General features: G+C 72.4%; 23 protein-coding genes. 7 read left to right on the top strand and 16 right to left on the bottom strand.

Features of this window, described 5'->3' with window-relative positions; all coding sequences use genetic code 11:
* Positions 1–94 precede the first annotated feature (94 nt).
* Positions 95–1,432 (bottom strand): PhoH family protein, encoded by a 1,338-nt coding sequence (locus ACLQ21_RS12655; protein ID WP_425664183.1) that lies wholly within the window; start codon positions 1,430–1,432, stop codon positions 95–97.
* Between the two features lie 193 nt (positions 1,433–1,625).
* Complete coding sequence (gene uppS, locus ACLQ21_RS12650; RefSeq protein WP_425664181.1) at positions 1,626–2,402, bottom strand: polyprenyl diphosphate synthase; 777 nt, start codon at positions 2,400–2,402, stop codon at positions 1,626–1,628.
* An 84-nt stretch (positions 2,403–2,486) separates the two neighbouring features.
* On the opposite strand from uppS, the gene trhA reads away from it, so the two are divergent.
* Both trhA and ACLQ21_RS12640 read left to right on the top strand, forming a co-directional pair.
* On the top strand, positions 2,487–3,260 hold the full coding sequence (trhA, locus tag ACLQ21_RS12645; RefSeq protein ID WP_425664179.1) for a PAQR family membrane homeostasis protein TrhA: 774 nt from the start codon (positions 2,487–2,489) through the stop codon (positions 3,258–3,260).
* A 38-nt stretch (positions 3,261–3,298) separates the two neighbouring features.
* On the top strand, positions 3,299–4,369 hold the full coding sequence (locus ACLQ21_RS12640; RefSeq protein WP_425664178.1) for a hypothetical protein: 1,071 nt from the start codon (positions 3,299–3,301) through the stop codon (positions 4,367–4,369).
* A 502-nt stretch (positions 4,370–4,871) separates the two neighbouring features.
* On the opposite strand, the gene secA is transcribed toward ACLQ21_RS12640, so the two are convergent.
* The 8 genes from secA to ACLQ21_RS12600 all read right to left on the bottom strand — a co-directional run bounded on the left by secA (position 4,872) and on the right by ACLQ21_RS12600 (position 16,604).
* Positions 4,872–7,691, bottom strand: coding sequence for a preprotein translocase subunit SecA (gene secA / locus ACLQ21_RS12635; protein WP_425664177.1), 2,820 nt, complete (start codon positions 7,689–7,691; stop codon positions 4,872–4,874).
* A gap of 112 nt (positions 7,692–7,803) precedes the next feature.
* Positions 7,804–8,496: a ribosome hibernation-promoting factor, HPF/YfiA family gene (gene hpf / locus ACLQ21_RS12630; RefSeq protein ID WP_425664175.1), complete on the bottom strand. Its 693-nt coding sequence runs from the start codon at positions 8,494–8,496 to the stop codon at positions 7,804–7,806.
* Positions 8,497–8,587: 91 nt separating this feature from the next.
* Complete coding sequence (locus ACLQ21_RS12625; protein ID WP_425664174.1) at positions 8,588–9,241, bottom strand: ComF family protein; 654 nt, start codon at positions 9,239–9,241, stop codon at positions 8,588–8,590.
* Between the two features lie 62 nt (positions 9,242–9,303).
* Positions 9,304–10,953 (bottom strand): LpqB family beta-propeller domain-containing protein, encoded by a 1,650-nt coding sequence (locus tag ACLQ21_RS12620; RefSeq protein ID WP_425664173.1) that lies wholly within the window; start codon positions 10,951–10,953, stop codon positions 9,304–9,306.
* Positions 10,950–12,677, bottom strand: a complete 1,728-nt coding sequence (mtrB, locus tag ACLQ21_RS12615; protein ID WP_425664171.1) for an MtrAB system histidine kinase MtrB — start codon at positions 12,675–12,677, stop codon at positions 10,950–10,952. The genes ACLQ21_RS12620 and mtrB overlap by 4 nt, the downstream gene beginning before the upstream one ends.
* 4 nt (positions 12,678–12,681) lie before the next feature.
* Positions 12,682–13,368 carry an MtrAB system response regulator MtrA gene (gene mtrA / locus ACLQ21_RS12610; RefSeq protein ID WP_425664169.1) on the bottom strand — a complete coding sequence of 229 codons (687 nt, stop codon included), beginning with the start codon at positions 13,366–13,368 and terminating at the stop codon, positions 12,682–12,684.
* An 81-nt stretch (positions 13,369–13,449) separates the two neighbouring features.
* The gene (locus tag ACLQ21_RS12605; RefSeq protein WP_425664167.1) at positions 13,450–15,243 is read right to left on the bottom strand and encodes an ABC-F family ATP-binding cassette domain-containing protein; all 1,794 of its coding nucleotides are present in this window, start codon (positions 15,241–15,243) and stop codon (positions 13,450–13,452) included.
* Positions 15,244–15,671: 428 nt separating this feature from the next.
* Positions 15,672–16,604, bottom strand: a complete 933-nt coding sequence (locus tag ACLQ21_RS12600; RefSeq protein ID WP_425664166.1) for a 4-(cytidine 5'-diphospho)-2-C-methyl-D-erythritol kinase — start codon at positions 16,602–16,604, stop codon at positions 15,672–15,674.
* A 75-nt stretch (positions 16,605–16,679) separates the two neighbouring features.
* On the opposite strand from ACLQ21_RS12600, the gene ACLQ21_RS12595 reads away from it, so the two are divergent.
* On the top strand, positions 16,680–17,069 hold the full coding sequence (locus ACLQ21_RS12595; RefSeq protein WP_425664164.1) for an MmcQ/YjbR family DNA-binding protein: 390 nt from the start codon (positions 16,680–16,682) through the stop codon (positions 17,067–17,069).
* A 61-nt stretch (positions 17,070–17,130) separates the two neighbouring features.
* Here the strand turns inward: ACLQ21_RS12595 and ACLQ21_RS12590 are convergent, their stop codons facing one another.
* A complete protein-coding gene (locus ACLQ21_RS12590; RefSeq protein ID WP_425664162.1) occupies positions 17,131–17,661 on the bottom strand; it encodes a DUF4287 domain-containing protein in 531 nt (176 codons plus the stop codon).
* Positions 17,661–18,572, bottom strand: a complete 912-nt coding sequence (gene rsmA, locus ACLQ21_RS12585) for a 16S rRNA (adenine(1518)-N(6)/adenine(1519)-N(6))-dimethyltransferase RsmA (RefSeq protein ID WP_425664160.1) — start codon at positions 18,570–18,572, stop codon at positions 17,661–17,663. The genes ACLQ21_RS12590 and rsmA overlap by 1 nt, the downstream gene beginning before the upstream one ends.
* 172 nt (positions 18,573–18,744) lie before the next feature.
* Between rsmA and ACLQ21_RS12580 the strand changes: the two genes are divergently transcribed.
* Entirely contained in the window at positions 18,745–19,740 is a 996-nt protein-coding gene (locus tag ACLQ21_RS12580; protein WP_425664158.1) for a hypothetical protein, read from the top strand.
* Between the two features lie 127 nt (positions 19,741–19,867).
* The gene (locus ACLQ21_RS12575; protein ID WP_425664157.1) at positions 19,868–20,455 is read left to right on the top strand and encodes a hypothetical protein; all 588 of its coding nucleotides are present in this window, start codon (positions 19,868–19,870) and stop codon (positions 20,453–20,455) included.
* A 9-nt stretch (positions 20,456–20,464) separates the two neighbouring features.
* On the opposite strand, the gene ACLQ21_RS12570 is transcribed toward ACLQ21_RS12575, so the two are convergent.
* Positions 20,465–21,289, bottom strand: coding sequence for a TatD family hydrolase (locus ACLQ21_RS12570; protein WP_425664357.1), 825 nt, complete (start codon positions 21,287–21,289; stop codon positions 20,465–20,467).
* A 240-nt stretch (positions 21,290–21,529) separates the two neighbouring features.
* On the opposite strand from ACLQ21_RS12570, the gene ACLQ21_RS12565 reads away from it, so the two are divergent.
* The gene (locus tag ACLQ21_RS12565) at positions 21,530–22,096 is read left to right on the top strand and encodes a hypothetical protein (protein ID WP_425664155.1); all 567 of its coding nucleotides are present in this window, start codon (positions 21,530–21,532) and stop codon (positions 22,094–22,096) included.
* A gap of 21 nt (positions 22,097–22,117) precedes the next feature.
* On the opposite strand, the gene ACLQ21_RS12560 is transcribed toward ACLQ21_RS12565, so the two are convergent.
* From ACLQ21_RS12560 to rsmI, 3 genes are all read right to left on the bottom strand, one after another.
* Positions 22,118–22,585: an SRPBCC domain-containing protein gene (locus ACLQ21_RS12560; RefSeq protein ID WP_425664153.1), complete on the bottom strand. Its 468-nt coding sequence runs from the start codon at positions 22,583–22,585 to the stop codon at positions 22,118–22,120.
* A gap of 412 nt (positions 22,586–22,997) precedes the next feature.
* On the bottom strand, positions 22,998–24,548 hold the full coding sequence (gene metG / locus ACLQ21_RS12555; RefSeq protein WP_425664152.1) for a methionine--tRNA ligase: 1,551 nt from the start codon (positions 24,546–24,548) through the stop codon (positions 22,998–23,000).
* Between the two features lie 124 nt (positions 24,549–24,672).
* A complete protein-coding gene (rsmI, locus tag ACLQ21_RS12550) occupies positions 24,673–25,491 on the bottom strand; it encodes a 16S rRNA (cytidine(1402)-2'-O)-methyltransferase (RefSeq protein ID WP_425664150.1) in 819 nt (272 codons plus the stop codon).
* A gap of 109 nt (positions 25,492–25,600) precedes the next feature.
* Between rsmI and ACLQ21_RS12545 the strand changes: the two genes are divergently transcribed.
* Entirely contained in the window at positions 25,601–26,305 is a 705-nt protein-coding gene (locus ACLQ21_RS12545) for a TMEM175 family protein (protein ID WP_425664148.1), read from the top strand.
* Positions 26,306–26,319 lie beyond the last annotated feature (14 nt).

Genomic DNA, 26,319 nt, shown 5'->3' with positions numbered 1-26,319 from the left:
CGCCGCCGCGAAGCGGACCCCGGTTCGGCTCGCGGACCCCCGGGGGCGGGTCCCGCTGCCGAGCCGGGGTCCGCCTGGCGATACCCCTCCGCGGTCAGTCCTCCAGCAGACTCGTCACCAGGGCGGCGATGCGGCTGCGCTCGCTGCGCACGAGCGTGATGTGGCCGAAGAGGTCGTGGCCCTTCAGCGTCTCGATGACGCTCGCGACGCCGTCGTGGCGACCGACCCGGAGGTTGTCGCGCTGCGCGACGTCGTGCGTGAGCACCACCCGCGAGTTCTGGCCGATGCGGCTCAGCACCGTCAGCAGCACGTTGCGCTCGAGCGACTGCGCCTCGTCGACGATCACGAACGAGTCGTGCAGCGAGCGCCCGCGGATGTGCGTGAGCGGCATCACCTCGAGCATGCCCCGGTCGGCGACCTCGTCGAGCACGTTGTCGCTCACGAGCGCGCCGAGCGTGTCGTAGATCGCCTGCCCCCAGGGGTTCATCTTCTCGCCCTGGTCGCCCGGCAGGTAGCCGAGCTCCTGGCCGCCCACCGCGTAGAGCGGGCGGAAGACGATCACCTTCTTGTGCAGCCGGCGCTCGAGCACCGCCTCGAGGCCGGCGGCGAGCGCGAGCGCCGACTTGCCCGTGCCGGCGGAGCCGCCGAGCGAGACGATCCCCACCTCGTTGTCGAGCAGCAGGTCGATCGCGAGGCGCTGCTCGGCCGAGCGGCCGTGCACGCCGAACACGTCGCGGTCGCCGCGCACGAGCGACACCTCGCCGCGGCGCGTGACGCGGCCGAGCGCCGAGCCGCGCTCGGACGAGATGACGAGGCACGTGTTGACCGCCATGTCGGCGACGAGCGGCGTCTCGAGCCGCTCGTCCTCGTAGAGGCGGTTGATCTGCTCGCCCGAGAGCGCGAGCTCCGCGGTGCCGGTCCAGCCGGAGTCGACCGCCTGCTCCGCGAGGTACTCCTCGGCGGGCAGGCCGATCGACGCGGCCTTCACGCGCATCGGCATGTCCTTCGACACGATGCAGACGTCGAGGCCGTCGCCGGCCAGGTTCGACGCGACCGCGAGGATGCGCGAGTCGTTGTCGCCGAGCTGCAGGCCGCTCGGCAGCACCTGCTGGTTCGAGTGGTTGAGCTCGACGCGCAGGCTGCCGCCTCCCTCGGTCGGCACCGGGAAGTCGAGCCGCTCGTGCTCGACGCGCAGGTCGTCGAGGTTCCGCAGCGCCTTGCGGGCGAAGTAGCCGATCTCGGGATCGTGCCGCTTCTTCTCGAGCTCGGCGATCACGATCACGGGGATCACGACGGCGTGCTCAGCGAAGCGGTGGATCGCCCCCGGGTCGGACAGCAGCACGCTCGTGTCGAGCACGTAGGTGCGCTGGCGGGTGTCGAGGCCCTCTGCCTCGGCGGATCCGCTCTCGGGGGTGGTGGCGAGTTGAGGCACGTGATGCTCCCTTCCGACCCTGGGGTCGGATCCACGCGGCCGTCGCCTCCCGTGCTGCTCGCTGGCGCGATGGCCGCTCGCTGTCGGGCGGAACTGCCCGACATCGCCGAATCTACGCTCGGTGCCTCAGCGCCCCGGGTGAAGACACACCGGAGCCGCCGAGAGTTCACCCGATCGAAACCTCAGCGCCAGGTCAGCGCCCGTAGCGGCGCTCGCGCTGCCCGTAGGCGCGCACGGCCCGGAGGAAGTCGACCTCGCGCAGGTCGGGACCGAGCGCCTCGACGAAGTAGAACTCGCTGTGAGCGCTCTGCCACAGCATGAAGTCGCTGAGCCGCTGCTCGCCCGAGGTGCGGATGACGAGGTCGGGGTCGGGCTGCCCCGCGGTCGAGAGGTGCTGGGCGATCACCTCGGGCGACAGGCGCTCGGCGATCTCGGCGACGGTCGCACCGTCGGCGGCCGTCAGCATCTTGCGCACCGCCTCCACGACCTCGTGCCTGCCGCCGTAGCCGACGGCGAGGTTGACGCAGATGCCGTCCTGATCGGCGCTGCGCGCCGACGCCGCCTGCAGCGCCGCGACGAGCGGCGCCGGCAGCCCCGCGGTGTCGCCGACGTGACGGATGCGCCTTCCCGGCTGCCGCGACAGGTCGTCGGCCAGCTCGGCGATGATCTCGCACAGCTCGCCGAGCTCCTCCGTGGCGCGGCCGGTGAGGTTGTCGCGCGAGAGCAGGTAGAGGGTGACGACCTCGACGCCGATCTCGGCGCACCAGTCGACGAACTCGCGCAGCTTCGCGGCCCCGGCGCGGTGCCCGTGGCCCGCGCTCGCGAGCTTCTGCTCGCGCGCCCAGCGGCGGTTGCCGTCGATGATCATGCCGATGTGGCGCGGCACCGCGGCCCGCTGGAGGTCGCGACGCAGCCGCCGCTCGTAGTAGCGGTAGACGAGTCGTGACCCCGGAGCGCTGCGCAATCGCACTCGACGAATCTAGCGGGGTCACTGTGCCGATCGCTGCGCGTCGGCATGCTCGACGCGGCACTGCGTACGCCGTACGCTGTCCCCATGGCACCGCAGTCCGAACCCGACGAGGGCGGCTCCCCCGAAGCACAGCCGTCCCCGGAGGTCCGCGTCAGCGAAGAGCCGCCGCCCCACTTGCCCCTCATCGAGGCCGCGGGCGACGCGATCGTCGAGGCGGCCGTCGAGGAGAAGCCGACGTGGCGCGGCTGGATCCACGCCGCGACCGCTCCGATCGCGCTCATCGCGGGCATCGTCCTCGTCGTGATCGCCGACGGCACCACGGCGAAGCTCTCCACCGCCGTCTACGCCATCTCGAGCGTGCTCATGTTCGGCGTCTCCGCCGTCTACCACCGCTTCCACTGGCAGCAGCGCACGCGCGTGCTGCTGAAGCGGCTCGACCACGCCAACATCTTCCTGCTCATCGCCGGCAGCTACACGCCGATCGCGCTGCTGACGCTCCCCTCCCCGACCGACGGCATCCTGCTCGCCGTCATCTGGGGCGGCGCGCTGCTGGGCATCGCCTTCCGCGTCTTCTGGCTGCACGCGCCGCGCTGGCTGTACGTGCCGATCTACCTCGCGCTCGGCTGGGCCGCCGTCGCGTTCCTGCCGCAGATCTGGGTCGCGAACGCGGCGACCGCGATCCTGGTGATCGCCGGCGGCCTCGCGTACACGGTCGGCGCCGTCATCTACGGCATGAAGAAGCCCAATCCCTACCCTGGCCGCTTCGGCTTCCACGAGATCTTCCACGCGTGCACGCTCGTCGCGTTCGTGTGCCACTGGACGGCGATCATGCTCGTCGCGGTGGCTCCCCCCGCCTGATCCGCGCGCTCGCGCGCCGCACCGGCTAGCGTTCGAGCATGCGTCCCGCTCGCTCCGCCGCCGTCGCCGTGGCGCTGCTCGCCGTCGCCACGATGAGCGGATGCGTCCTCCCGCCGCCGCCGCTCGCCACGGACATCCGCCTGCCGCAGGCGCCGCCCACGCAGCCGTCGCGACCGGCGGGCGAGCCGCGCGTCGAGCCGACGCCCGTGGCGCCGGACGCGCCCATCACGACCGACGACGAGACGGATGCCGACACCGGCGAGCTCTACGCGGGTGGGCGAGGGAGGACGGCTGAGGGATACCAGCCGGATGCGCCGGTGGACGTGGTGCTGGAGCCAACGCGCGGCACGCCGCTGGTCGCGCCCGGCGTCGCGATGCCGACGCACGACGACGGCGACGAGCTGCTGCCCGACTCCCCGCACGCGGCGGGCGGCAACCTGCTGCTGACGAGCGTCGGGCGGCTCGTCCTCGAGGCCGAGCACGCCGAGTACACGTGCAGCGGCACCGTCATCAACAGCGGCTCCGGTCTCGTCGTCATCACCGCGGCGCACTGCATCTTCGACGACGCGACCCGCGACTACTACGACCGGATCACCTTCGCGCCGGGCTACGAGCGCGGCGTCGCGCCCTTCGGCGTCTGGGAGGCGGAGGAGTGGTGGGTGCCGACCCAGTACCTCGAGTCGAACGAGCGCTGGCTGGACGGTGCCGACGACGACGCCTGGATGGGGTTCGACTTCGGCTTCATCCGCTTCGCGCCGCAGCGCGGATCGACGCTCGAGGATGTCGCGGGCGGCCAGGGCGTCAGCTTCACGGCAGAGACGAACGGCGTGGTGATCGCCGGCTACCCGGGCAACGCGCCGTTCGACGCGGAGGTGCTGCGCCACTGCGCCGAGGACGACCTCAGCTACGGCGCGGGCGGCGACCCGAACTACGGCGCCGACTGCGCGATGGGCGACGGCGCATCCGGTTCCGGGTTCGTCTCGAACCTCGACCCGGCGACCGGCGCCGGCCACATCACCGCGATCTACTCGAACGGTGGCGAGTCGGGCGCCTACGGGCCCCCGCTCGGCGTCACCGCGTACAACGGCCTGCGCGCGCTGGACGGCTGACGCGCCCGCTCGTCGAGCAGCAGCGCCGAAGGCGCCGCGTATCGAGACGAAGATGTCGATCTCGATACGCGGCCGCGCTGGCGCGCGGCTGCTACTCGATCAGCGGGTGAGGCGCCGCTCGTCGAGCAGCAGCGCCGAAGGCGCCGCCTCCCCCGCTCGTCGAGCAGCAGCGCGGAAGGCGCCGCCTCCCCCGCTCCTCGAGTAGCAGCGCCGAAGGCGCCGCGTATCGAGACGAAGATGCCGATCTCGATACGCGGCCGCGCTGGCGCGCGGCTGCTACTCGATCAGCGGGTGAGGCTCCGCTCGTCGAGTAGCAGCGCCGAAGGCGCCGCGTATCGAGACGAGGATGCCGATCTCGATACGCCGCCGCGCTGGCGCGCGGCTGCTACTCGATCAGCGGGTGAGGCGCCGCGTATCGAGACGAAGTCGTCGATCTCGATACGCGGCCGCCCTGGCGCGCGGCTGCTACTCGATCAGCGGTGACTTGATCAGCGGAGACCGGTCAGTGCTTGTGGCCCTCGTGCCCGTCGGCGTCCTGCAGCTGCCCGAACGCGCCCTTCTTCGGCGCGGTCTTCGCCTGCTTCTCGGCGGCGCGACGCTGCTCGCGGTTGCCTCCCCCGGGCTTCGCCTTCGCGGCGACCGACGGGTTGCCCGAGCGCTGCCGAGCCTTGTCGGTCGCGGCCCCCAGCTCCCTGCCCTTGTCGTCGTGCACCGACGCCTCGCCACCCTCGTCGGGCGCCGAGTAGGTGAGCTCGGAGGTGTCCTCCTCCGCCGGCGGCGCCTCGAGCCCGCCGCCCTCGATCGCCGGCGCCTCGGGCGACGCGCCCTGCTGCACCTTCACGTCGAGGTTGAACAGGAACGCGATCGACTCCTCGCGGATCGCCGACATCATCTGCTGGTAGAGCGCGAAGCCCTCGTTCTGGTACTCGACGACCGGGTCGCGCTGGGCCATCGTGCGCAGGCCGATGCCCTCGCGCAGGTAGTCCATCTCGTACAGGTGGTCGCGCCACTTGCGGTCGATCACCGACAGCACGACACGACGCTCGAGCAGGCGCATCGCGGCCGAGCCGAGCTGCTCCTCGCGCCGCTGGTACGCGATCTTCGCGTCCGACAGCAGCTGCTCGTAGAGGAAGTCCGACGTCAGCCGCGGCTGCGCCTCGGCGACGACCTCGTCGATCGTGATGCCGACCGGGTAGAGCAGCTTCGCCTCGGTCCACAGCGCCTCGAGGTTCCACTCGTCGCTGTCGTTGCCGACCGCGTGGTCGTCGACGAGCGAGCGCAGCGCGCCCTCGAGGAAGCCCTGCACGCGCCCCTCGAGGTCGTCACCGTCGAGGATGTGCCGGCGGTCGGAGTAGATCGCCTCGCGCTGGCGGTTCATGACGTCGTCGTACTTCAGCACGTTCTTGCGCATCTCGGCGTTGCGCGACTCGATCTGGCCCTGCGCCGAGCGGATGGTGCGGGTGAAGATCTTCGACTCCAGCGGGATCTCGTCCTCGTCGGCGTCCACGGCCATGAACCGCTCGGCGACGGAGCCGCCGAACAGGCGCAGCAGGTCGTCCTGCATCGACAGGTAGAAGCGGCTCTCGCCGGGGTCGCCCTGACGGCCAGAGCGGCCGCGCAGCTGGTTGTCGATGCGGCGCGACTCGTGGCGCTCGGTGCCGAGCACGTAGAGACCGCCGGCCTCGACGACCTTCGCGGCCTCAGCCTCGACCTCGGCCTTCACCTCGGCGAAGACCTCGTCCCAGCGCTCCTCGTACTCGTCGGGCGTCTCGGAGGGGTTGAGGCCCAGCTCCTGCATGCGCGTGACGGCGAGGTGCTCGGCGTTGCCGCCGAGCATGATGTCGGTGCCTCGACCGGCCATGTTCGTGGCGACGGTGACGGCGCCGAGGCGGCCTGCCTGCGCGACGATCGACGCCTCGCGCGCGTGGTTCTTCGCGTTCAGCACCTCGTGCTTCACGCCGGACTTCGCGAGCAGGCCGGAGAGGTACTCGCTCTTCTCGACGCTCGTCGTGCCGACCAGCACCGGCTGTCCGGCCGCGTGGCGCTCGACGATGTCGTCGACGACGTGCTTGAACTTGCCCTCGACCGTCGCGTAGACGAGGTCGGACTTGTCGTCGCGCTGCACCGGCTTGTTCGTCGGGATCGGCACGACGCCGAGCTTGTAGGTCGCCATGAACTCGGCGGCCTCGGTCTCGGCCGTGCCGGTCATGCCCGAGAGCTTGTCGTAGAGGCGGAAGTAGTTCTGCAGGGTGACCGTCGCGACCGTCTGGTTCTCGGCCTTGATCTGCACCCCCTCCTTCGCCTCGATCGCCTGGTGGATGCCCTCGTTGAAGCGGCGGCCCTGCATGATGCGGCCGGTGTGCTCGTCGACGATCAGCACCTCGCCGTTCATGACGACGTAGTCGCTGTCGCGCTTGAAGAGGGCCTTGGCCTTGAGCGCCGTGTTGAGGAACGAGATGAGCGGTGTGTTCGCCGACTCGTAGAGGCTGTCGATGCCGAGCAGGTCCTCGACCCGCTCGATGCCGGGCTCGAGCACGCCGACGGTGCGCTTCTTCTCGTCGACCTCGTAGTCGATCTCGGGGCGCAGACGCTTCGCGATGCGCGCGAACTCGGCGAACCAGCGGTTCGCCTCGCCGGCCGCGGGACCGGAGATGATGAGCGGCGTGCGCGCCTCGTCGATGAGGATGGAGTCGACCTCGTCGACGATGGCGAAGCCGTGGCCGCGCTGCACCATCGCCTCCTTCGAGTGCGCCATGTTGTCGCGCAAGTAGTCGAAGCCGAACTCGTTGTTCGTGCCGTAGGTGACGTCGGCGTCGTACTGCTGCTTGCGCACCTCGGGCGTCTGCCCGGCGATGATGCAGCCGGTCGTCATGCCGAGCGCGCGGAACACGCGACCCATGAGCTCGGACTGGTAGCTCGCGAGGTAGTCGTTCACCGTGACGATGTGCACGCCGTGGCCGGGGATAGCGTTGAGGTAGGCGGCGATCGGGGCGACGAGCGTCTTGCCCTCACCGGTCTTCATCTCGGCGATGTTGCCGAGGTGCAGCGCGCCGGCGCCCATGATCTGCACGTCGTAGGGACGCATGCCGAGCGTGCGCTTCGCCGCCTCCCGGACGGCCGCGAAGGCCTCGGGGAGCATGACGTCGAGCGACTCGCCGTCGGCGTAGCGCTTCCGGAACTCCGCGGTCTCGCCCGCCAGCTCCTCATCGGTCAGCTCCTCGAACGCGTCCTCGAGCGCCGCGACGTCGACGGCGATGCGCTCAAGACGGCGCCGCAACCGGCCTTCGCCGGCTCGGAGCAGGTTCTCGAAGAAGTTGGCCACGAGGGATGCCTCCCGGTGTTGGGGTACGGTCACGGTCCGATGACCGACTGCTCATCGTAGCAACGCGCGACGAGCGGCTCCCCAGAGACCTCTGGGGAGCCGCCCGGACGGGTCAGGAGACCGCGCGCTGCGAATCCGTGTCGGCTTCGGAGCCGGTCTCGGCGACGTTGTCGTCGAGCGAGATGACGCCGTACGACCAGCCCTTGCGGCGGTAGACGACTGCGCACTCGTCGGTGGCCTCGTCGACGAAGAGGTAGAAGGGGTGGCCGACGAGCTCCATCTGGTCGACGGCGTCGCGCACGCTCATGCGCTTCGCGGGGAAGCGCTTCTCGCGGATCACCACGGGCGACCACTCGTTCTCGGCCTCCTGCTGCTCCTGCGTGACGATCGGGAGCGCGCCGGTGGTGACGGCCTCGACGACCGCGGGGTCGGCGGGCGTGATGGCGACCTGCTCGAAGCCGGCGGCGGCGGCCTCGCGGAGCGGGGTGCGGCGGCGGGCGCTGTGGTCGTGGCGCTTGTCGTGAGCGCGGCGGGCGCGCTCCATGATGCGGTGGAAGGCGGAGTCGAACGCCATGTACTTGTCGGGTCCGTCGGACTCCGCGCGGATGATCGAGCCCGGACCGTGCACCGTGATCTCGACCCTGCCGCCGGCGATGGCGACATGCGGATCGGCGTGGCGGGTGAGCCTGACATCGAGGGCCGTCGCCCTGGGGAGCAGCTGCGTGACCTTCGTGAGCTTCTCCTCCGCATACGCGCGGAAACGGTCGGTGATGTCTGCGCCCTTGGCGCCGAACGTGATGTCCATGGTGGCCTCCCCTGTGGATCGGCGTCGGCGCTTGCGGCTGCAATGCCGACTTGCGTGCCGGTCACTCTACCCCCGAGGCATGGACGTCACGTCAATGGCGTGTCCCCCGTTTCGGGGTGCGCGCGACGGCCGCGATCGCGACCGGTCGGCACCCCGCCGCGCGCAGCGCGCGCAGCGCCTCGCGCGCCGTCGCGCCGCTCGTGACGACGTCGTCGACGACCACGACGCGGCTGCCCTCGATTCGCGCCGCGGCTCGCGCGGGCACCGCGAGCGAGCCTCGCGCCGCGACCGCGCGCGCCTCCACCGACCGCTCCTTCTGCGCTCCGCTGCCGCCCACGCGGCGCAGGGGCACCGCCCGCAGGCCTGCCGCGCGCAGGATGAGCGCGAGCGGGTCGAAGCCGCGCCGGCGCATCCCTCCCCTGCTCGGCGGCACGCTGACGAGCGCACCCTCGGGCGCCCCGGCGACGGCGCGCGCGAGGCCCACCGCGAGCGCGCGCGCCTCCGCCCGCCCGCCCCGCTCCTTGCACGCGCCGACGAGCGATCGCACGGCGCCGTCGTAGACGGCGGCGGCGACGAGCGGCACCCCGTCGAGCGACTCGCGCACGAGCGGCCCGCGCAGCTCCGCCGCGCACGCGTCGCACACGGCGACGTCGGCCGCTCCGCAGCCGGCGCACGCGACCGGCCACAGCACGCTCGCCGCCTCCCGCAGGGCGCTCCGCACCCACGCGCCCGCACCCATCCGCATGCCGCGATCCTGGCGCGCCGACGCGCTCCAGCGGGCGGAGGCGGCCGCCGCCTGTGGATGGACTACTGCTGCGTGGCGATGAGCGCGATCGGCCCGAGGCCCTCCGTCGCCACCCACACGCGACCGCGCTGCGAGAGCAGCGAGCCGTCGGCGCCGAGCGCGCGCAGCGTCGAGGTGCCCTCGCTGCCGCCGACGATCGCCTGCACGAGCACTCCGGGCGCGGGCAGCTGCTCCGAGTCGCCGCCGACGACGTGCATGACGATCTCCGCCTCGTCGCCGCCGGTCGCGAGCACGGCGATCTGCGTCGAGCTCGCCCAGGTGACGTCGGTCGCCGCGGCGTCGAGCAGCGGCATCCGGTACGGCTCGCCGAGCGAGACGGGCCTGCCCTCGGCGTCGCGCACGATCGCGGCGACGAGCACCTGGCTCGAATCGCCGTCGACGACCACCACCGCGAGCCGCGTGCCGTCGCGCGAGAGCTCCATCGCGGCGATCCGGGCGGCGCTGGGCGGCAGCGCGAGCTCGCTGCGCTCGCCGTCGCGCCAGGCGAGCAGGCGCTGCGGCGCAGAACGCTCCTGCAGCACCACCCAACCGCTGTCGTCGACGGTCGGCACCGAGGCGGTGTCGGCCGAGATGGTCACCGGGTCGGCGCCCGGCTCGATCCACACGGCGGTCGACCCCGTGTGCGCGACGCCGCCCTCCGCGCCGACGGTGTAGTTCGTCGCGCCGATCGCCTGCAGCGTGGGCCCGACGTCGTCGACGGTGGATGCGCCCGAGCCGATCGAGCGGAGCGTCGCGCCCTCGAGCACGAGCGGCCGCTGATCGACCGCGCCGACGTCGATCGGCGGGCTGTCGGTGCTCGACGCCGCGAGGCCCTGGATCCCCTCGATCTGCACGACCACCTCGCGCACGCCCACCGAGCGCAGCGACAGCGCGAGCTGCGTCGAGAGCGTCTGCAGGCTGCCGGCACCGAGCTGCTGGATCTGCGCCAGGTCGAGCGTCACGGTCATCCGCGTGCCCTCCACCCGCGGCTCGCCGATGCGGCTCGCGTCCGCGGCCCCCGCGGTGCTGACGGCGGGCGACAGCCACGTCGACGGGCCGGCGAGGATCGCGTCGATGATGCGGGCCGCGAGCGTCGTCGCCGTGCGCTCGAACCAGCGCACCTCCGGCACCGCGCGCGTCCCGTCGGGCGTCAGCCAGTGCAAGGAGTGCGCGCGGAAGAGCTCGGCGAAGTGGATGCTCGACAGCACGATGCCGTCGGGGGCGTCGGCGATGCGCCACTCGCCCTCCTCCCGCTGCATCAGGAACTCGAGGCTGCGGTCGGCGGCCGGGCGCTGCAGCGCGCCGACGGCGTCGATCTCGGAGACGGCGGCGACGACCGCGGTCGCCTCGGTCTCGCTCGCGAACTGCACCTCCGGCGGGCCCGCGCGCACGATGACGCCCGCGCTCGGCCGCCACTGCTGCGCCTCGGCGCGCGTGAGGAACTCGCGCGCGATCGAGAATCCGCCCTCGGGGCTGATGCCCGCCGTCAGGAAGCCGACGATCACCTCCTCCTGCGTCGCGCCCTCCTCCGGCTCCTGCGCGAGGAAGACGAGGCCGTCATCCTGCTCGCTCATGTCGACGATGCCCTCGCTGACGGGTCCGGCGTCGGGGATCGCCACGCAGCCGGTGAGCAGGAGCAGCGCCGCGGCGGCTGCGGCGAGGGCACGCTTCATCGGTCGATCTCCTCGGTGCTGGCGGTGCCCGCAGTGGTCGCTGGGCTCGTCGTGCTCGCGGGGCCCGCTGGGTCGAGGGCGATCGCGCCGCTGTCGAGCTCGGCCGCCGACGCCTCGCGTCGATGCTTCTCGGGAGGCAGGGTGATCGCCTGCGTGTCGGCGGGCGGGAGGTCGATGGGCGAGGCCACGGCGCGCGCCCCGGCGCGCGGGAGCGTCAGCCGGAACGCGGTGCCCTCCCCCGGCTTGGACCAGACGTCGATCCAGCCGCGGTGCAGCGCGGCGTCGTCGCGGCTGATCGACAGGCCCAGCCCCGTGCCGCCCGTGCGCCGCTGCCGCGAGGGGTCCGCGCGCCAGAAGCGGTCGAAGACGCGAGCCGCCTCCTCCTCGGTCATGCCGACGCCGTGGTCGCGCACGGCGATCGCGGCCGCATCGCTCGTGGAGTCGACGGTGACGACGACCGGCTTGCCCTCGCCGTGATCGATCGCGTTGCCGAGCAGGTTCTGCAGGATGCGCCGGATGCGCCGCGGGTCGACCTCGGCCTCGAAGTGCCCGCCGGGCGCGACGAGCCGCAGCTCGGTGCCGCGCTCCGCGGCGAGCGGCTCGACGGCCGCGATCTCGCCCTCCGCGAGCCGCACGAGGTTGGTCGGCTCGATCTCGAGCTGGGCGGCGCCCGCGTCGAAGCGGCTGAGCTCCAGCAGGTCGGCGAGCAGCTGCTCGAAGCGCTCGATCTGCGTGTGCAGCAACTCGACCGTCCGCGCGGCGACCGGGTCGAACGCATCCCGACGGTCATGGAGCACGTCGCCCGCGAGCCGGATCGTCGTGAGGGGCGTGCGCAGCTCGTGCGAGACGTCGGAGACGAAGCGCTGCTGCACGGTCGAGAGCGTCGCGAGCTCGTTGATCTGCCGCGAGATCGAGTCGGCCATGTCGTTGAACGAGCGGCCCAGCTTGGCGATCTCGTCATCGCCGCGCACCGGGATGCGCACGTCGTACTCGCCGGCGGCGATCCGCGCGCTCGAAGCGGCGGCCGCCTGCACGGGCCCCACGACCATCCGCGCCACGAACCAGGTGATCAGGCCGATGAGCGCGATGAGCGCCAGCCCGCCGAGCAGCATCGTGAGCTGCATGAAGCCGAGCGTCGCCTGCGTGGACTGCAGGCTCGTGAGCAGGTAGAGCTCGTAGCGGCCCGCGATCGGCACGTCGACCGTCGTGCCGACGATGATGCCGGGCTCGGTGCCCGCCTCGCCCTCGAGCCGCACCGACTGGTAGTAGGGCACGTCGGCGGATGCGGCGACGGCCGTGCGCAGCTCTGCGGCGAGGAGGTCGGTGTCGAAGCCCTGCGACTGCACGTCGTTCATCTGCAGCTGCGTGTCGGGCTGTGCCTCTGAGCGGAGCATCGCGTACTCGGTGCTCGAGCGCGAGGAGATGAGCCCGGTCACGGCGTCGAGCGCGCGGTCCTGCAGCGCGTCGACCTCGCCGCTCGTCACGCTCTGCGTCACGGCCTCGTTGAAGATCTGCTGCATGCCCGTGGTCGCGCGCACGGCCTCGACGAGCGCCTCGTCGCGCCGCGTCTCGAACAGGTTCTCGCCCACCGAGGCCGACATGTAGCCGAAGACGCCGGCGAGCGCGAGCACCGACAGCAGCATGCTGATCGCCACCACGCGCGCCTGGAGGGAGCGGCGGAGGAAGCCCGTCGCCCGCTCGATCCCCCAGCGCCGCGCGGCCACGGCCTCAGCCCAGGGGCGCGCCGGCGCGGTAGCCGACGCCGCGCACGGTCGTCACGACCGCGGGGTTGTCGACGTCGCGCTCGACCTTGGAGCGCAGCCGCTGCACGTGCACGTTCACGAGCCGCGTGTCGGCCTTGTAGTGGTAGCCCCAGACCTGCTCGAGCAGCATCTCGCGCGAGAAGACCTGATTCGGCTTCGAGGCGAGCGTGACGAGCAGCTCGAACTCGAGCGGCGTGAGCGCGATCGGGTCGACGCCCCGGCGCACCTGATGGCCCTCGACGTCGATCTCGAGGTCGGCGACCCTGAGGATGCCGGTGTCGGCCTGCCGCTGCGGGCGCAGCCTTGTGCGCACCCGGGCGACGAGCTCCTTCGGGTTGAAAGGCTTCACGACGTAGTCGTCGGCGCCGGACTCGAGGCCGACGACGATGTCGGTCGGATCGCCCTTCGCCGTGAGCATGATGATGGGCACGCCGGACTCGGCGCGCAGCTCGGTGCAGATCTGGATGCCGTCCTTGCCGGGCAGCATGAGGTCGAGCAGCACGAGGTCGGGCTGCACCTCGTGGAAGCGGTCGACGGCCGCGGCGCCATCGGCGCAGAACTCGAGCTCGTAGCCCTCACCGCTCAGCACGATGCCGATCATCTCGGCCAGCGCGGGGTCGTCGTCGACGACGAGGATCGTCTGCTCCGCCATCGGTGCCCCTTCCGTCGCGCGCAACGGGCGCGGCTCTCGTCAGCGTAGCCGAGGCGACTGTGATCCCCCCGTCACCGCGGATCAGGCCTCGAGGCCCTCGTGCGTCTCGAGCCACTGCTCCTCGAGCAGCGCGATCTTCTCGTCGAGGTCGGCGAGCTCGGCCTGCAGCGCCGCGAGCGCGTCGAGGTCGCCGTGGTCGACCACCTCGAAGCGGTCGAGCACCCCCTGGCGCTGTGCGTTCGCCTTCGCGAGCCGCCGGTCGAGGCTCGCCGCCTCCTTCTCGAGCGCGCGGCGCTCGGCGCCGCTGAGCCCGGACGTGGCGTCGCCGGCCGCGGACTGCGGTGACGCGGCCTTCGCCGCCTTGTCGACCGAGCCCGTGCCCGAGAGCGCGAGGTACGCATCCACCCCGCCGGGCACGTGCCGCAGCGAGCCGTCGATGATGGCGTACTGGTGGTCGGTGACGCGCTCGATGAGGTACCGGTCGTGGCTCACGACGATGAGGCAACCGGCCCAGGAGTCGAGCACGTCCTCCATCGCGGCGAGCATGTCGGTGTCGAGGTCGTTGGTGGGCTCGTCGAGGATCAGCACGTTCGGCTCGTCGAGCAGGATCAGCAGCAGCTGCAGCCGGCGGCGCTGGCCGCCCGAGAGGTCCTTCACGAGCGTCGAGAGCTCGCCCGAGCGGAAGCCGAGCCGCTCGAGCAGCTGGCCGGGCGTGAGCTCCTTGCCGCCGGTGGCGTAGCTCGACTTCAGGTTCGCGACGACGGTGCGCACCGGGTCGTCCTCGTGCTGCTCGAGCTCGGCGAGCTCCTGCGTGAGCTCGGCGATCTTCACGGTCTTGCCGGTCTTCACGCGGCCCGCGGTGGGGCGGATGCGCCCGGCGATGAGGGCGAGCAGGGTCGACTTGCCGGCGCCGTTGCGGCCCAGCACGCCGGCGCGCTCGCCGGGGGCGATGCGCCACGTGACGTCGTCGAGGATCGTGCGTCCGCCGAGCTCGACGGAGGCGTCGATGATGTCGACGACGTCCTTGCCGAGGCGGGTCGCGGCGAGCTGCGCGAGCTGGATCGGGTCGCGCACGGGCGGCTCGTCCTCGATGAGCTGCGTCGCCGCGTCGATGCGGAACTTCGGCTTGGCGGTGCGGGCGGGAGCGCCGCGGCGCAGCCACGCCAGCTCCTTCTTCATCAGGTTCTGCCGCTTCGCCTCGCTCGCGGCCGACATCCGGTCGCGCTCGACGCGCTGCAGCACGTAGGCGGCGTACCCGCCCTCGAACGGCTCGACGAGCTGGTCGTGCACCTCCCACGTGCCGGTGCACACCGCATCCAGGAACCACCGGTCGTGCGTCACTGCGACGAACGCGCCCTTGCCGGTCGCGTAGCGAGCGTTGAGGTGGTCGGCGAGCCAGGCGATGCCCTGCACGTCGAGGTGGTTCGTGGGCTCGTCGAGGAAGAGCACGTCCCAGTCGCCGGCGAGCAGTTGGGCGAGCGCGACCCGGCGGCGCTGACCGCCGGAGAGGTCGCCGATGCGGCCGTGCCAGTCGAGGTCGCCGACCAGGCCGGCGAGCAGGTCGCGGATGCGCGCGTCGCCCGCCCACTCGTGCTCGGGCCGGTCGCCGACGATCGCCTCGCTGATGACCATGTCGGGGTCGAGGGTGTCGCGCTGGTCGAGCACGCCCACCTGGAGGCCGCCGCGGCGCGTGACGCGGCCGCTCGTGGGCTCGAGGGAGCCGGCGAGCACGCGCAGGAGGGTCGACTTGCCGTCGCCGTTGCGGCCGACGATGCCGATGCGGTCACCGTCCTCGAGGCCGAGCGAGATGGATTCGAAGACGGTGCGCGTGGGGAACGCGACGCCGACGCGCTCGGCGCCCAGGAGATGTGCCATATCGCTCCATTGTCCCTTATCCGCTCTCGCCGCGGAGCGGAGGGCGCCGCCTCGCCGATCTGAGTGGCGGCTCCCGCACGTGAATGGCGGCTCCCGCACGTGAGTGGCGGCTCCCGCACGTGAGTGGCGGCTCCCGCACGTGAGTGGTGGCTCCCGCACGTGAGTGGCGGCTCCCGCACGTGAGTGGCGGCTCCCGCGTGTGAATGGATGTTCGGGCGTCACTCCGATGCGGAACCCGCCACTCCCGGCCGAAGGCGCCACTCACCTGCCGCAGGCGCCGCTCAGCTGCCGGAGGCGCCAGTCACGCACGGGAGGCGCCACTCAGCTGCAGGAGGCGCCAGTCAGGTGCAGGAGGCGCCAGTCAGCTGCGCGAGGCGCCAGTCAGGTGCGGCGGCAAGAGCCTGGCGGGGCGGATGCTGCGGGTCGGCTCAGTCGATCACGCGGGCGCCCGGCACCGGGCCGGTCACCTTCACCGCGGTCAGCTGCGCCGCCGAGAGGCGCTCCTGCACCTCGAGCGCCGACGCGACGCTGTCGCACAGGAACGCGACCGTCGGGCCGGACCCCGAGACGATGCCCGCGAGCGCGCCCGAGCGCTCCCCGAGCTCGAGCGTGCCGGCGAGCCGCGGCATGAGCCGCAGCGCCGGCGCCTGCAGGTCGTTCTGCAACACCTCGGCGAGCATCGACGGGTCGCCGGCCCGCAACGCCTGCAGCACGCGCGCATCCACCGTCGGCACGTCGTGCGCCGGCGCGATGTCGGCCGCGTGGAGCGCGCGGTGCTCGTCGAGGGCGCGATAGACGTCGGGCGTCGAGAGCCCGCCGTCCGCGTAGGCGAGCACCCAGTGGAACTGCCCGCGCGCGAGCGCCGGCGTGAGCTGATCGCCGCGGCCCGTGCCGACGGCCGTGCCGCCGGCCAGTGCGAACGGCACGTCGGCGCCGAGCTCGCGGCCGATCTCGTGCAGCGCCTCGCGGCCGAGGTGCAGCCCCCACAGCTCGTCGCACGCGACGAGGGTCGCGGCCGCGTCGGCGCTGCCGCCGCCCATGCCGCCGGCGATCGGCACGTGCTTCTCGATCGAGAGCGCGACGCCGCCCTTCACGCGTCCACGCCGGGCGAGCGCCATCGCCGCGCGGATCGCGAGGTTGTCGGCGCCGGTCGAGAGGTGCTCGTGCGGCACGGGGCCGGAGAAGCGCACCGAGAAGTCGTCGGCCTCGGTCGCTTCGACCAGCTCGTGGAGGCTCACGGCCTGGTAGGCGGTCGCGACGTCGTGGTAGCCGTCGTCCTGCAGCGCACCCACTCCGAGGTGCACGTTGATCTTGCCGGGCGCCTTGGCGCGCACCGTGCTCCTCCGACTGCCCTGCGCCACGGCATCCAACCTAGTGCGCGACCGTCCGCTTCCCTGACGCGCCAGCTGTCGGCACCCTGGCGTAGCCTCACGGCCATGGCGCATCCGCCCATGTTCGACGACGACGACCCGCTGCTCGCGCGCGTGCGTCGGCTCGCGCTCGCGCTGCCGGGCGCCGCCGAGAAGGTGTCGCACGGGCGCCCCGCGTTCTGCACGCAGAAGGTCTTCGCCTACTTCGGCTGCTCGACCAAGGATGACGGCGAGTGGGTGCAGCATCCCCACCACTTGTGCGTGCTGCTCGAGCCCGACGAGCGCCTCGCGCTGCTCGCCGAGGGCGCCATCCAGCCCGCGTACCTGGCGCCGAGCGGATGGGTCGCGGTCGACCTCGACGCCGGTGACTGGACGCGGGTGGCCGAGCTGCTCGACGCGTCGTACCGGGTCACGGCGCCGCGGCGGCTGGTGGCCGAGCTGGACGGGGAGTCCTGAGCCGACGTTGAGCCCCGCCGGCGCCCAATGGCGCCGCTCGTACCGGTCGTGCCGCTCGGCGTCAGCCCGCGACGGCGGCGAAGATCGCGTCGATCTCGGCCTTCGCGCTCTGCATGGCCGACGCATCCGGCAGCCGCTCGATCGTCAGGTTGATCGGGGTGCCCGTGCGGTTCGGCTGCTGCGCCGCTGCCGCGAGGCGCGTGCCGTCGCCGCGCCGCCACCGCACGACCGGCTGCGCGGCGGCGAGGTTCTCACCGTGCGGCGCACCCAAGCGCTGCTCGATCTCGGCACGGACGGCCGCGAGCGCGGCGAGCCGCTCCCCCGGCACCGTGTGCGTCCTCGAGACCGAGAACGTGCCGTCGGCCTGCTGGCCGGGCAGCCGGCCCTTGCGGTCCTGCTCGAAGTCGACGGTGATGCCCTGTGACCACCAGGGCTCGACGCCGTGCTCGGTCACGAGCCAGTCGGCGATTTGCCGGTGGGTCCACTCGAGCGCGCCCGCGGCCTCAAGCAGATCGCGCCACTCGTCGTGGGTGCGGCCGGTCGCGGCGCGCATGGCGTCGGCACCCATGTTGCGGTCGATGCGGTCGACCATCACGGCTCCTGCGTGGATGCGGAGGCGGCGGTCGCCTCGGGCGCCGCCTCGGCGATGCGGATGAAGTCGGCGAGCTCGAGCGCCTCGCCACGCAGCGTCGGCTCGACACCCGCGCGCTCGAGCACCTCGGTCGCGGCTGCCGACGATCCGAAGACGCCCGACAGCGCCTGCCGCAGCATCTTGCGCCGCTGCCCGAACGCGCCGTCGATGACGCGGAACGTGCGGCGCCGCAGCGCCTCGTCGCCACGCTCGGGCCCGCGCCGGAAGCCGACGAGCACGCTGTCGACGTTCGGCACCGGCCAGAAGATCTGGCGCGAGACGTCGCCCTCGAGCGCCCACTGCCCCCACCACGCGACCTTCGCGCTCGGCGAGCCGTACACCTTCGACCCGGGCGGCGCGGCGAGCCGGTGCCCCACCTCGGACTGCACCATCACGAGCGCGCGGTCGATGGTCGGGAAGCGCTCGAGCAGGTGGATGAGCACGGGCACCGAGACGTTGTACGGCAGGTTCGCGACGATCGCCTGCGGCTCGAACGGCAGCGACTCGATGGTGAGCGCGTCGTGGTGCACGACCTCGAGCCGTGCGTCGGGCTGCTTGCGCTCGACGGTTCGCGGCAGCAGCTCGGCAAGCCGCGGGTCGATCTCGACGGCGGCGACCCTCGCGCCCGCCTCGGTCAAACCGAGCGTCAGCGACCCGAGGCCCGGCCCCACCTCGACGACGTCGCGACCGGCGACATCCGCGATCTTGACGATGCGCCGCACGGTGTTCGCGTCGACGACGAAGTTCTGCCCCCAGCGCTTCGTCGGCGTCAGGTCGAGGGTCGCGGCGAGCGCGCGGATCTCGGTGGGGCCGAGCAGCGCCTCGGCGCTCCTGCCGGGTCGCGCCTCGCCGGCCTGGCTGTCGATGCTCACCCGTCGAGCCTATGCCGAGCCCGCCGCGAGCGCGCGCCCGGCGAGCTGCGGCCGCAGCCGGTGGCTGGGCACAGGGAACGTGATCGAATCGTGACCGCACGGTCGTGACCTCGACCGGAGACTGGACATGTCAGAGCGTGCGGGGAAGAGCCTCGCGAGAGAGGAGCCGGCCGTGCGCCGATCCGAGAGCCGTCCGCTCACCACCGCTGCCCTCGCGGTCCGGCCCACCGGCCGGTCGCGACGGATGCTCGCCGCCGTCGCGCTCACCGGCGCGGCAGCGCTGCTGGCCGCGTGCTCAGCGCCCGGCGCCGCGCCGACGACGGCGCCGCCGCAGCCGAGCTCGACGAGCGCCGCGGGCGATGCCCCGGTCGAGATCACCGACGAGCGGCTGCAGGCCGAGGGGCTCTTCGAGGCCGTGAGCGACGACGGCTACGCGGTGCGCTGGGTCGAGGTCGGCGCATCCGTCGCCGTCGTGATCGGCGGCTCGGGCGGCGGCGGGGGCTGCATCCCGCAGCCGCATGCGGCCGAGCTCGATGAGGCGACCGAGGCGGTCGTCGTGCGCTTCGACCCGCCGGACCCCGCCGTGATGTGCACGGCCGACTTCACGCTGCACGGCTGGGAGCTGGCGCTGCCGTCGGAGGTCGACCCGAACGCGACCCTGCAGGTGCAGCTCGTGAACCTGCGCGGCGATGACGAGACCACGGAGGTCGAGATCGGCCCCGACGACATCTTCGTGAGCGGCCCGACGGCCGATCCGCAGCCCTCGCTCATCCCCGACCCGCCGACAGAGGGCACGGGCGCGGCGCCGACGCCGATCCCGGACGCGCAGCTGCCGGAGCCCGATCCGATGGTGCAGGACGCGTACGTGCGCTGGATCGAGCCGGGGCGCCGCCTCGCCGTGCTGCTCGGCGGTTCGGGAGCGACGCAGTGCGTGCCGACGCCGATCGCGGCGAAGAACTCCGGCATCGCGGCGATCGAGGTCGCGTTCGAGTTCCCGAGCGGCGACATGGACTGCTCGGCGGACTACCGCCTGTACGGCTGGGCGTTCGAGCTCGAGGAGCCCGTGTCAGCGACCCTGCCCGTCGAGGTCACGGTGACGGGCACGGCCGCCGCCGACAGCTCGATCGTGCTGACGCTCGCGCCGGAGGACGTGCTCGAGGCGCGCTGACGCATCCCGACCCACTCGCTCCGTGACGGTGCGCCTCTCGTCCAGCGCATATCCAGCCGCGAGGTGCACCGTATGCGCACGCGGCATCCGCGAGCGTCGCGGTCCGCGCACCGCGAGGAGTGACGACATGCGATCCACGATCCCCCTGGCTGTTGTCGGCGTCGCGCTGCTGGTCGGCTGCACGTCGACGGGCGCACCCTCCGACTCCACTGCGCCGGCCGTGCCGACGGTCGACAGCTCGGCATCGCCGACCGGCGACGACTCGAGCGAGTCGGCGTCGCCCAGCAGCGACCCGAGCGAGTCGGCGTCGCCCAGCGCCAGCCCGACGCCCTCCCGGAGCGGCGACGACGACGGCCGTGCGAGCCGCATCACCGACGAATCGGTGCTCGCGCAGGTCGACGTCGCGGAGCTGGGCTCCGACCCGCTCGTGATGTGGGGCGAGGAGTACAGCACCGTGCTCGTCTTCGGCGCGGGGAGCGGCTCCCAGGACTGCCAGCCCGTCGGCGAGGAGATCGAGATCGACGATGACGGCACGTCGCTCGAGATCGAGTTCGAGGCGGCGGAGGACGGGCAGACATGCACGGCCGACCTGCGGGTGTTCGGCTGGGAGTTCACGCTGCCGGGCGAGGGCAGCGAGCGCATCACCACGGCGGTCGTCGGCGACTGGGCTGAGGACCGCGACGACATCGAGGTCGACATCCTGCCGGCGCAGTAGCGCCGCGCGTCAGTCCCAGCTGCCGTACGCGCGCACGGTGTTCTCGGCCGTCTCGGCCGCGAGCTCGTCGGCATCGGCGCCGAGCCGCTCGGCCATGAAGCGCACGGTGAGCGGCGTGAGGTACGGGCTGTTCGGGCGCCCGCGGTGCGGTGCCGGCGTGAGGAACGGCGCATCCGTCTCGACGAGGACGCGGCTGCGGTCGGCGACCGCGAGCGCCGCGTGCAGGTTCTTCGCGTTCGAGAACGTGACGGTGCCCGCGAACGACAGGTACCAGCCGTGCTCGGCCGCGACGCGGGCGAGGTGCTCGTCTCCCGAGAAGCAGTGGAAGACGGTCGTCTCGGGTGCGCCGACCCGCAGCAGCGTCTCGACCACGTCGTCGTGCGCGTCGCGGTCGTGGATCTGCAGCGCGATGCCGTGCCGCTTCGCGATGTCGATGTGCGCCTCGAACGACTCGAACTGCGCCCGTCGACCGTCGTCACCGGTGCGGAAGAAGTCGAGCCCGGTCTCGCCGACCGCGCGCACCCTGGGCTGCGCCGCGAGCGCGTCGATGGTCGCGAGCGCATCGGCGAGCGTGCCGGCCTCCGCGTAGCCGGGCGCCTCGTTGGGGTGGATCGCGACGGCGGCGAGCACGCGCGGGTCCTGCGCTGCCAGCGACGCCGACCACTCCGACGACTCGACGTCGCCGCCGACCTGGATCACGCCGGCCACACCCGCCCGCTCGGCGGCATCGAGGGCCGCCCAGTACGGGAAGTCCTCGCCGTCCTTGATCTCGAGGTGCGTGTGGTTGTCGTAGATCGGCACGGCGAGCGGCTCCGGCACCGGCGGCCGCGTCATGTCGCGCTTGCCGTCGTCGAAGCGCTCGCGGATGTACTCGCCGCCCGGCAGGACCGTCGCGCGGGGCGCCTCGTCGAGTCGCGTCGCGGGTGCGGAGATGGGTGCGGTTCCGTCATGGCTTGCAGGCATGCGTCCCAGCCTACGAGCGCCGTCCACAGCGCTATGCCGGGCCGCGTCCAGGTTCCCCCATGGATGCACTGCAAACATTGCCCGGGACGCACGTCTGGAGGTTCTGACGACATGCTCCGATCGCTCGCACTGCCCGCCGCCCTCGTGACGGTGCTCGCCGCATCCGCGTGCGCGTCCGCGAGCGACGTGCCGCGGACGGTGACGGACGCGACGCCGTCGACCTCGACGAGCACCTCGCCGCCCACCAGCGCGACGCCGACGCCAACGGAGTCCGCCGATGAGGGCACCACCGAGCCCAGGGAGTCGACCGACGCGCCCGACTCCACGGAGGCCGCGCTCGAGGGCGATCCGGGCGTGCCGGGCCTCCCGCAGTCGAGCGGCGCCTCGGTCGACGACGTGCTGCGGCTGGGGGCCATCGCCTCGTGGACCGAGCGGCCCGACCTCATCGCACTCTCGCTGCCCGCGTCGAGCAGCTGCTGGGCGTTGGCAGCCGAGCCGATGCTCGAGTCGCCGACGACGATCGTCGTGGAGGTGGCGGCGCCCGAGCCGTGCGAGACGCTCGATGCCGCCCGCACCTACTCGATCTCGGTGCCGGACGGCACCGACACCAGCGGGGAGCTGCAGCTCCAGGTCGTGGGACCGGAGCACGAGTTCACGCTGACGCTGCCCGCGGAGTAGCCCGCGGTCGCCCCGTGGCGGTCAGTGGGCGAGCCGGGCGAGTGCCTCGTCGAGCCGCTCGAAGTCCTCATCCATGCCCCCGTCGAGGCCCGATGCCACCATCGCGTCGCACTCCTCCTTCGACGCGTACGTCGAGGTGATCTCGAGCACGCTCCGGCCGTCGGGAAGATCGCGGAAGTCGAGCACCTCGAGCGTCGGCCGACCGGGCTCGCCCTGGAACTCCCAGGTGTGCACGATGCGCCCGTCGACGACCTCGTGGTACGAGCCCCAGAAGCGCCAGTCGCCGCCCATCTCGACCGTGTAGTCGAACCGGCCGCCGGTACGCGCCTCGAAGTGCTCGATGCGCAGCCGCGACCCGCGCGGCCCCATCCACTGCGCGAAGAGCTCCGCGGTGGTGTGCGCACGCTGCACGGTCGCGGCGGATGCGTCGAACTCGCGCCGGTGCAGGATCGCCTGCTCGCCGATGCGCTCGTGCGTGGTGGTGGCCATGCGGCGAGACTACGCGGCCGCTCGCCCGCCCGCTCGTCCCTCCCGCTGGCCCCTCCCGCTCGTCGAGTAGCAGCGCCCTCACTCGCTCGTCGAGTAGCAGCGCCGAAGGCGCCGCGTATCGAGACGAACATCTGCCAGCGCTCGATCTGATCTCGATACGCGGCCGGCTCCGCCGGCAGCTACTCGATCAGCGGGACAGGGACGAGCAGGCACCGCCGCCCCACCGGCTCGTCGAATAGAAGCGCCCCCACCCGCTCGTCGAGTAGCAGCGCCGAAGGCGCCGCGTATCGAGACGACACCATCCAGCCGACGCAACCTGATCTCGATACGCGGCCGGCTCCGCCGGCAGCTACTCGATCAGCGGGGAAGGCGCGGCCAGCTCCGCCGGCGGCTACTCGCGGGGGCGCGGGGGCTACGCCGCCGGCTGCGCCTGCTCGATGCGCGGGAACAGCGGCGGCACCGTCGTCACGCGGCCCGTGCCCTGCCAGGTGTGCGCCTCGCGGATCGGCTGCGCGAGCACGTCGCCCTCGCCGCCGACGGCCGACCACAGCTTCTGCGCCGACTCGGGCATCACGGGCGCGAGCAGGATCGCCACCGCGCCGATGCCGTGCACGTTCGAGGCGAGCACGGCCGCGAGCCGACCCTGCTGCGCGTCGTCCTTCGCGAGCACCCACGGCGCCTGCTCGGTGATGTAGCCGTTGAGCCGCTCGACGATCGCCATGGCGGCATCCACGGACTCGTCGATCGCGAACCGGTCGATCGCCTCGTCGGCGCGAGCGACCGCATCCGTCACCAGGGCGCGGATGTCGTCGTCGACCTCCACCGCCGGCACGATCCCGTCGCAGTACTTGTGCACCATCGCGATGACGCGGCTCGCGAGGTTGCCGAGGCCGTTGGCGAGCTCGGAGTGGTAGCGGGCGTCGAGGTCCTCCCACGAGAACGAGCCGTCGGAGCCGAACGCGATCGCCGACATGAAGTAGTAGCGGAACGCGTCGACGCCGAACACCTCGGTGATCTGGCGCGGCTCGATGCCGGTCGCCTTCGACTTCGACATCTTCTCGCCGCCGACGAGCAGCCAGCCGTGGCCGAAGACGTGATCCGAGATCTCGAGCCCCGCCGCCATCTGCATGGCGGGCCAGATGACCGCGTGGAAGCGGGCGATGTCCTTGCCGACGATGTGCGTCGCGGGCCAGCGGCGCGCGAAGCGCTCGTCGTCGACGCCGTAGCCGTTCGCGGTGATGTAGTTGAGCAGCGCCTCGAACCAGACGTAGACGACGTGCGTCTCGTCCCACGGCACCTTGATGCCCCAGTCGAAGGTGTTGCGGCTGATCGAGAGGTCGTTGAGCCCCTGCTTGACGAACTGCCGCACCTCGTTCCGCACGTGCTCGGGCTGCACGTAGTCGGGGCGCTCGTCGTAGAGCGCGAGCAGCCGGTCGCCGAACTCGCTCAGCTTGAAGAAGTAGTTCGCCTCGCGCACGGTCTCGATCGGGCGCGAGTGGATGGCGCACACGAGCTGGCCCTCGAACTCGCCCGTGCCCGGCACGAGGTCGTTCGGCGTCTTGTACTCCTCGCAGCCGACGCAGTACTGGCCCTCGAACTCGCCGTGGTAGATGTACCCGGCCTCCTTGAGCCGCTCGAGGAAGATGCGCACGCCCACCTTGTGGCGCTCATCCGTCGTGCGGATGAAGTCGTCGTTCGCGATGTTCAGCAGCTCGAGCTGCGGGATCCACGCGGTCTCGACGAGCCGGTCGGTCCACTCCTGCGGGCTCACGCCGTTCGCGGCGGCGGTGCGCATGATCTTCTGCCCGTGCTCGTCGGTGCCGGTGAGCATCCAGGTGTCGTCGCCGCGCTGGCGGTGCCACCGCGCGAGCACGTCGGTCGCGACCTCGTTGTAGGCGTGCCCGATGTGCGGCACGTCGTTGACGTAGTAGATCGGCGTCGTGACGGTGAAGCGCTCGGGCATGGGCTTCAGTCTAGGCGGGCTCGCGCGGCCCGCTCGGCGTGTGACGCCAGGGGTCGAGCCCGCCCCTACTCCGCCGGTCGAGCCGGCCCGCGCGCGCAGCGCGCCGACCGTGTCGAGACCACCCTCAGGCCGATGGCTTCGCCAGCGCCGCCTGGTACAGCGCGTTCCGCGGGTGCCCGGTCGCCTCCGCGACCTCCGCGGCGGCCTCCTTCAGACGCATCCCGCCCGCCTTCAGGCTCAGCACCTGCTCGACGGCGGCGTCGAGGTCGGCGAGCACGGGAGCCGCGCCCTCGATCACGAGCACGATCTCGCCCTTGACGCCCTCCTTCGCCCACGGCACGAGCTCGGCGGCGGTGCCGCGGCGCACCTCCTCGAAGCGCTTCGTGAGCTCGCGGCACACGGCGATGCGGCGGTCGGGCATCGCGCGCGCGACCGCCTCGAGCGAGTCGGCGAGCCGGTGCGGCGCCTCGAAGAGCACGAGCGTGCGCTCCTCGCGCGCGACGGAGGCGAGCATCCGGTCGCGCTCCCCTGCCTTGCGAGGCAGGAAGCCGTCGAACGCGAAGCGGTCGGTCGGCAAGCCCGAGAGCGCGAGCGCCGTCAGCACCGCGGACGGGCCGGGGAGGCACGTAACGGCGACGCCCGCGGCGACGGCCGCCTGCACCAGCCGGAAGCCGGGGTCGCTCACCGTCGGCATGCCGGCGTCGGTGAGCACGAGCACGTCCTCGTCGCGGGCGCGCTCGACGAGCGCGGGCGACGCCGCCTCCTCGTTGTGCTCGTGGAGGGCGACGAGCTGCGGCTGCGCCTCGATGCCGAGCGCGCGGATGAGCTGCCTGGCCGTGCGGGTGTCCTCGGCCGCGATGACGGGCACGGTTGCGAGCGCTTCGCGGAGCCTGCCGCTCGCGTCGCCCAGGTTGCCGATGGGCGTCGCGCCGAGGATGATCACCGACTCAGGCTAGGCCTCCTGGCACGTGGCGAGGTGGGGGCGTGACCGACGCGCACCCGACGTCTACGCTCGGACCGTCAGACCAGCCCGACTGCCGGCGGTGGCGTCCGTGATCGATCGCGACGAGAGTCCCCTGGAGTTCGGCCGCGTCCTGTCGCTGAGCGACGCGGTGTTCGGTCTCGCGATGACGCTGCTGGTCGTCAGCATCGTCGTGCCGGCGGGACTGTCACCGAGCCGGTTCACGGCCGCGATCGGCGAGCTCGGTCCCCGGGTCGCGATCATGGCGCTCAGCTTCGCCGTCGCGGCGAGCGCGTGGTTCGGGCATCGTCGCTTCTTCGCTCGGCTGCAGCGCATCGACACCGGCGTCGAGTGGCGCAACTTCGTGCTCCTCGGCCTGGTCGCGCTCATCCCGCTCCCGCATCAAGTGCTCGGCGCGTACGCGGACCACCCCATCGCATACGTCCTCTATGCGGCGATCCTCAGCGCCGTGAACGTGATGTTCGTCGTGCTCGAGCTGCATGCACGGCACCGCGGTCTGCTGCGAACGAGCGACTCCGAGGCGGCGCACCGCTTGGAGCTCGCCCGCGGCTCGCTCGACGCCGCCGGGTTCGCGGTCAGCATCCCGTTCGCGTACCTGCTGGGATCGTGGACGCCGCTCCTGTGGCTGGCGCTGCTGCCGCTCGAAGCGCTGCTCGTGCGGCGGATGCGACCGGCGCGCGCCGCCGCCGCATCCGTGCCGGAGGGGCCGGGATCGAGTGCGCCCATCGCGCCGACACCGCCGGATGCCGCTGAGCACGGCGCAGGCGCTCGATGAGCGGCGCCGGCTCG

This window comes from Agrococcus sp. DT81.2, from assembly GCF_049844935.1.
Taxonomy (GTDB): Bacteria; Actinomycetota; Actinomycetes; order Actinomycetales; family Microbacteriaceae; genus Agrococcus.
The sequence above is the reverse complement of the archived record's forward strand: the minus strand, read 5'-3'. Positions and strand labels throughout refer to the sequence as shown.

Coding starts and splice junctions, on each gene's coding strand:
- trhA (WP_425664179.1), top strand. CDS start 2,487: ATGGCACCGCAGTCCGAACCCGACGAGGGCGGCTCCCCCGAAGCACAG.
- ACLQ21_RS12640 (WP_425664178.1), top strand. CDS start 3,299: ATGCGTCCCGCTCGCTCCGCCGCCGTCGCCGTGGCGCTGCTCGCCGTC.
- hpf (WP_425664175.1), bottom strand. CDS start 8,496: ATGGACATCACGTTCGGCGCCAAGGGCGCAGACATCACCGACCGTTTC.
- ACLQ21_RS12625 (WP_425664174.1), bottom strand. CDS start 9,241: ATGCGGATGGGTGCGGGCGCGTGGGTGCGGAGCGCCCTGCGGGAGGCG.
- ACLQ21_RS12620 (WP_425664173.1), bottom strand. CDS start 10,953: ATGAAGCGTGCCCTCGCCGCAGCCGCCGCGGCGCTGCTCCTGCTCACC.
- mtrA (WP_425664169.1), bottom strand. CDS start 13,368: ATGGCGGAGCAGACGATCCTCGTCGTCGACGACGACCCCGCGCTGGCC.
- ACLQ21_RS12605 (WP_425664167.1), bottom strand. CDS start 15,243: ATGGCACATCTCCTGGGCGCCGAGCGCGTCGGCGTCGCGTTCCCCACG.
- ACLQ21_RS12595 (WP_425664164.1), top strand. CDS start 16,680: ATGGCGCATCCGCCCATGTTCGACGACGACGACCCGCTGCTCGCGCGC.
- ACLQ21_RS12590 (WP_425664162.1), bottom strand. CDS start 17,661: ATGGTCGACCGCATCGACCGCAACATGGGTGCCGACGCCATGCGCGCC.
- ACLQ21_RS12575 (WP_425664157.1), top strand. CDS start 19,868: ATGCGATCCACGATCCCCCTGGCTGTTGTCGGCGTCGCGCTGCTGGTC.
- ACLQ21_RS12570 (WP_425664357.1), bottom strand. CDS start 21,289: ATGACGCGGCCGCCGGTGCCGGAGCCGCTCGCCGTGCCGATCTACGAC.
- ACLQ21_RS12565 (WP_425664155.1), top strand. CDS start 21,530: ATGCTCCGATCGCTCGCACTGCCCGCCGCCCTCGTGACGGTGCTCGCC.
- ACLQ21_RS12560 (WP_425664153.1), bottom strand. CDS start 22,585: ATGGCCACCACCACGCACGAGCGCATCGGCGAGCAGGCGATCCTGCAC.
- metG (WP_425664152.1), bottom strand. CDS start 24,548: ATGCCCGAGCGCTTCACCGTCACGACGCCGATCTACTACGTCAACGAC.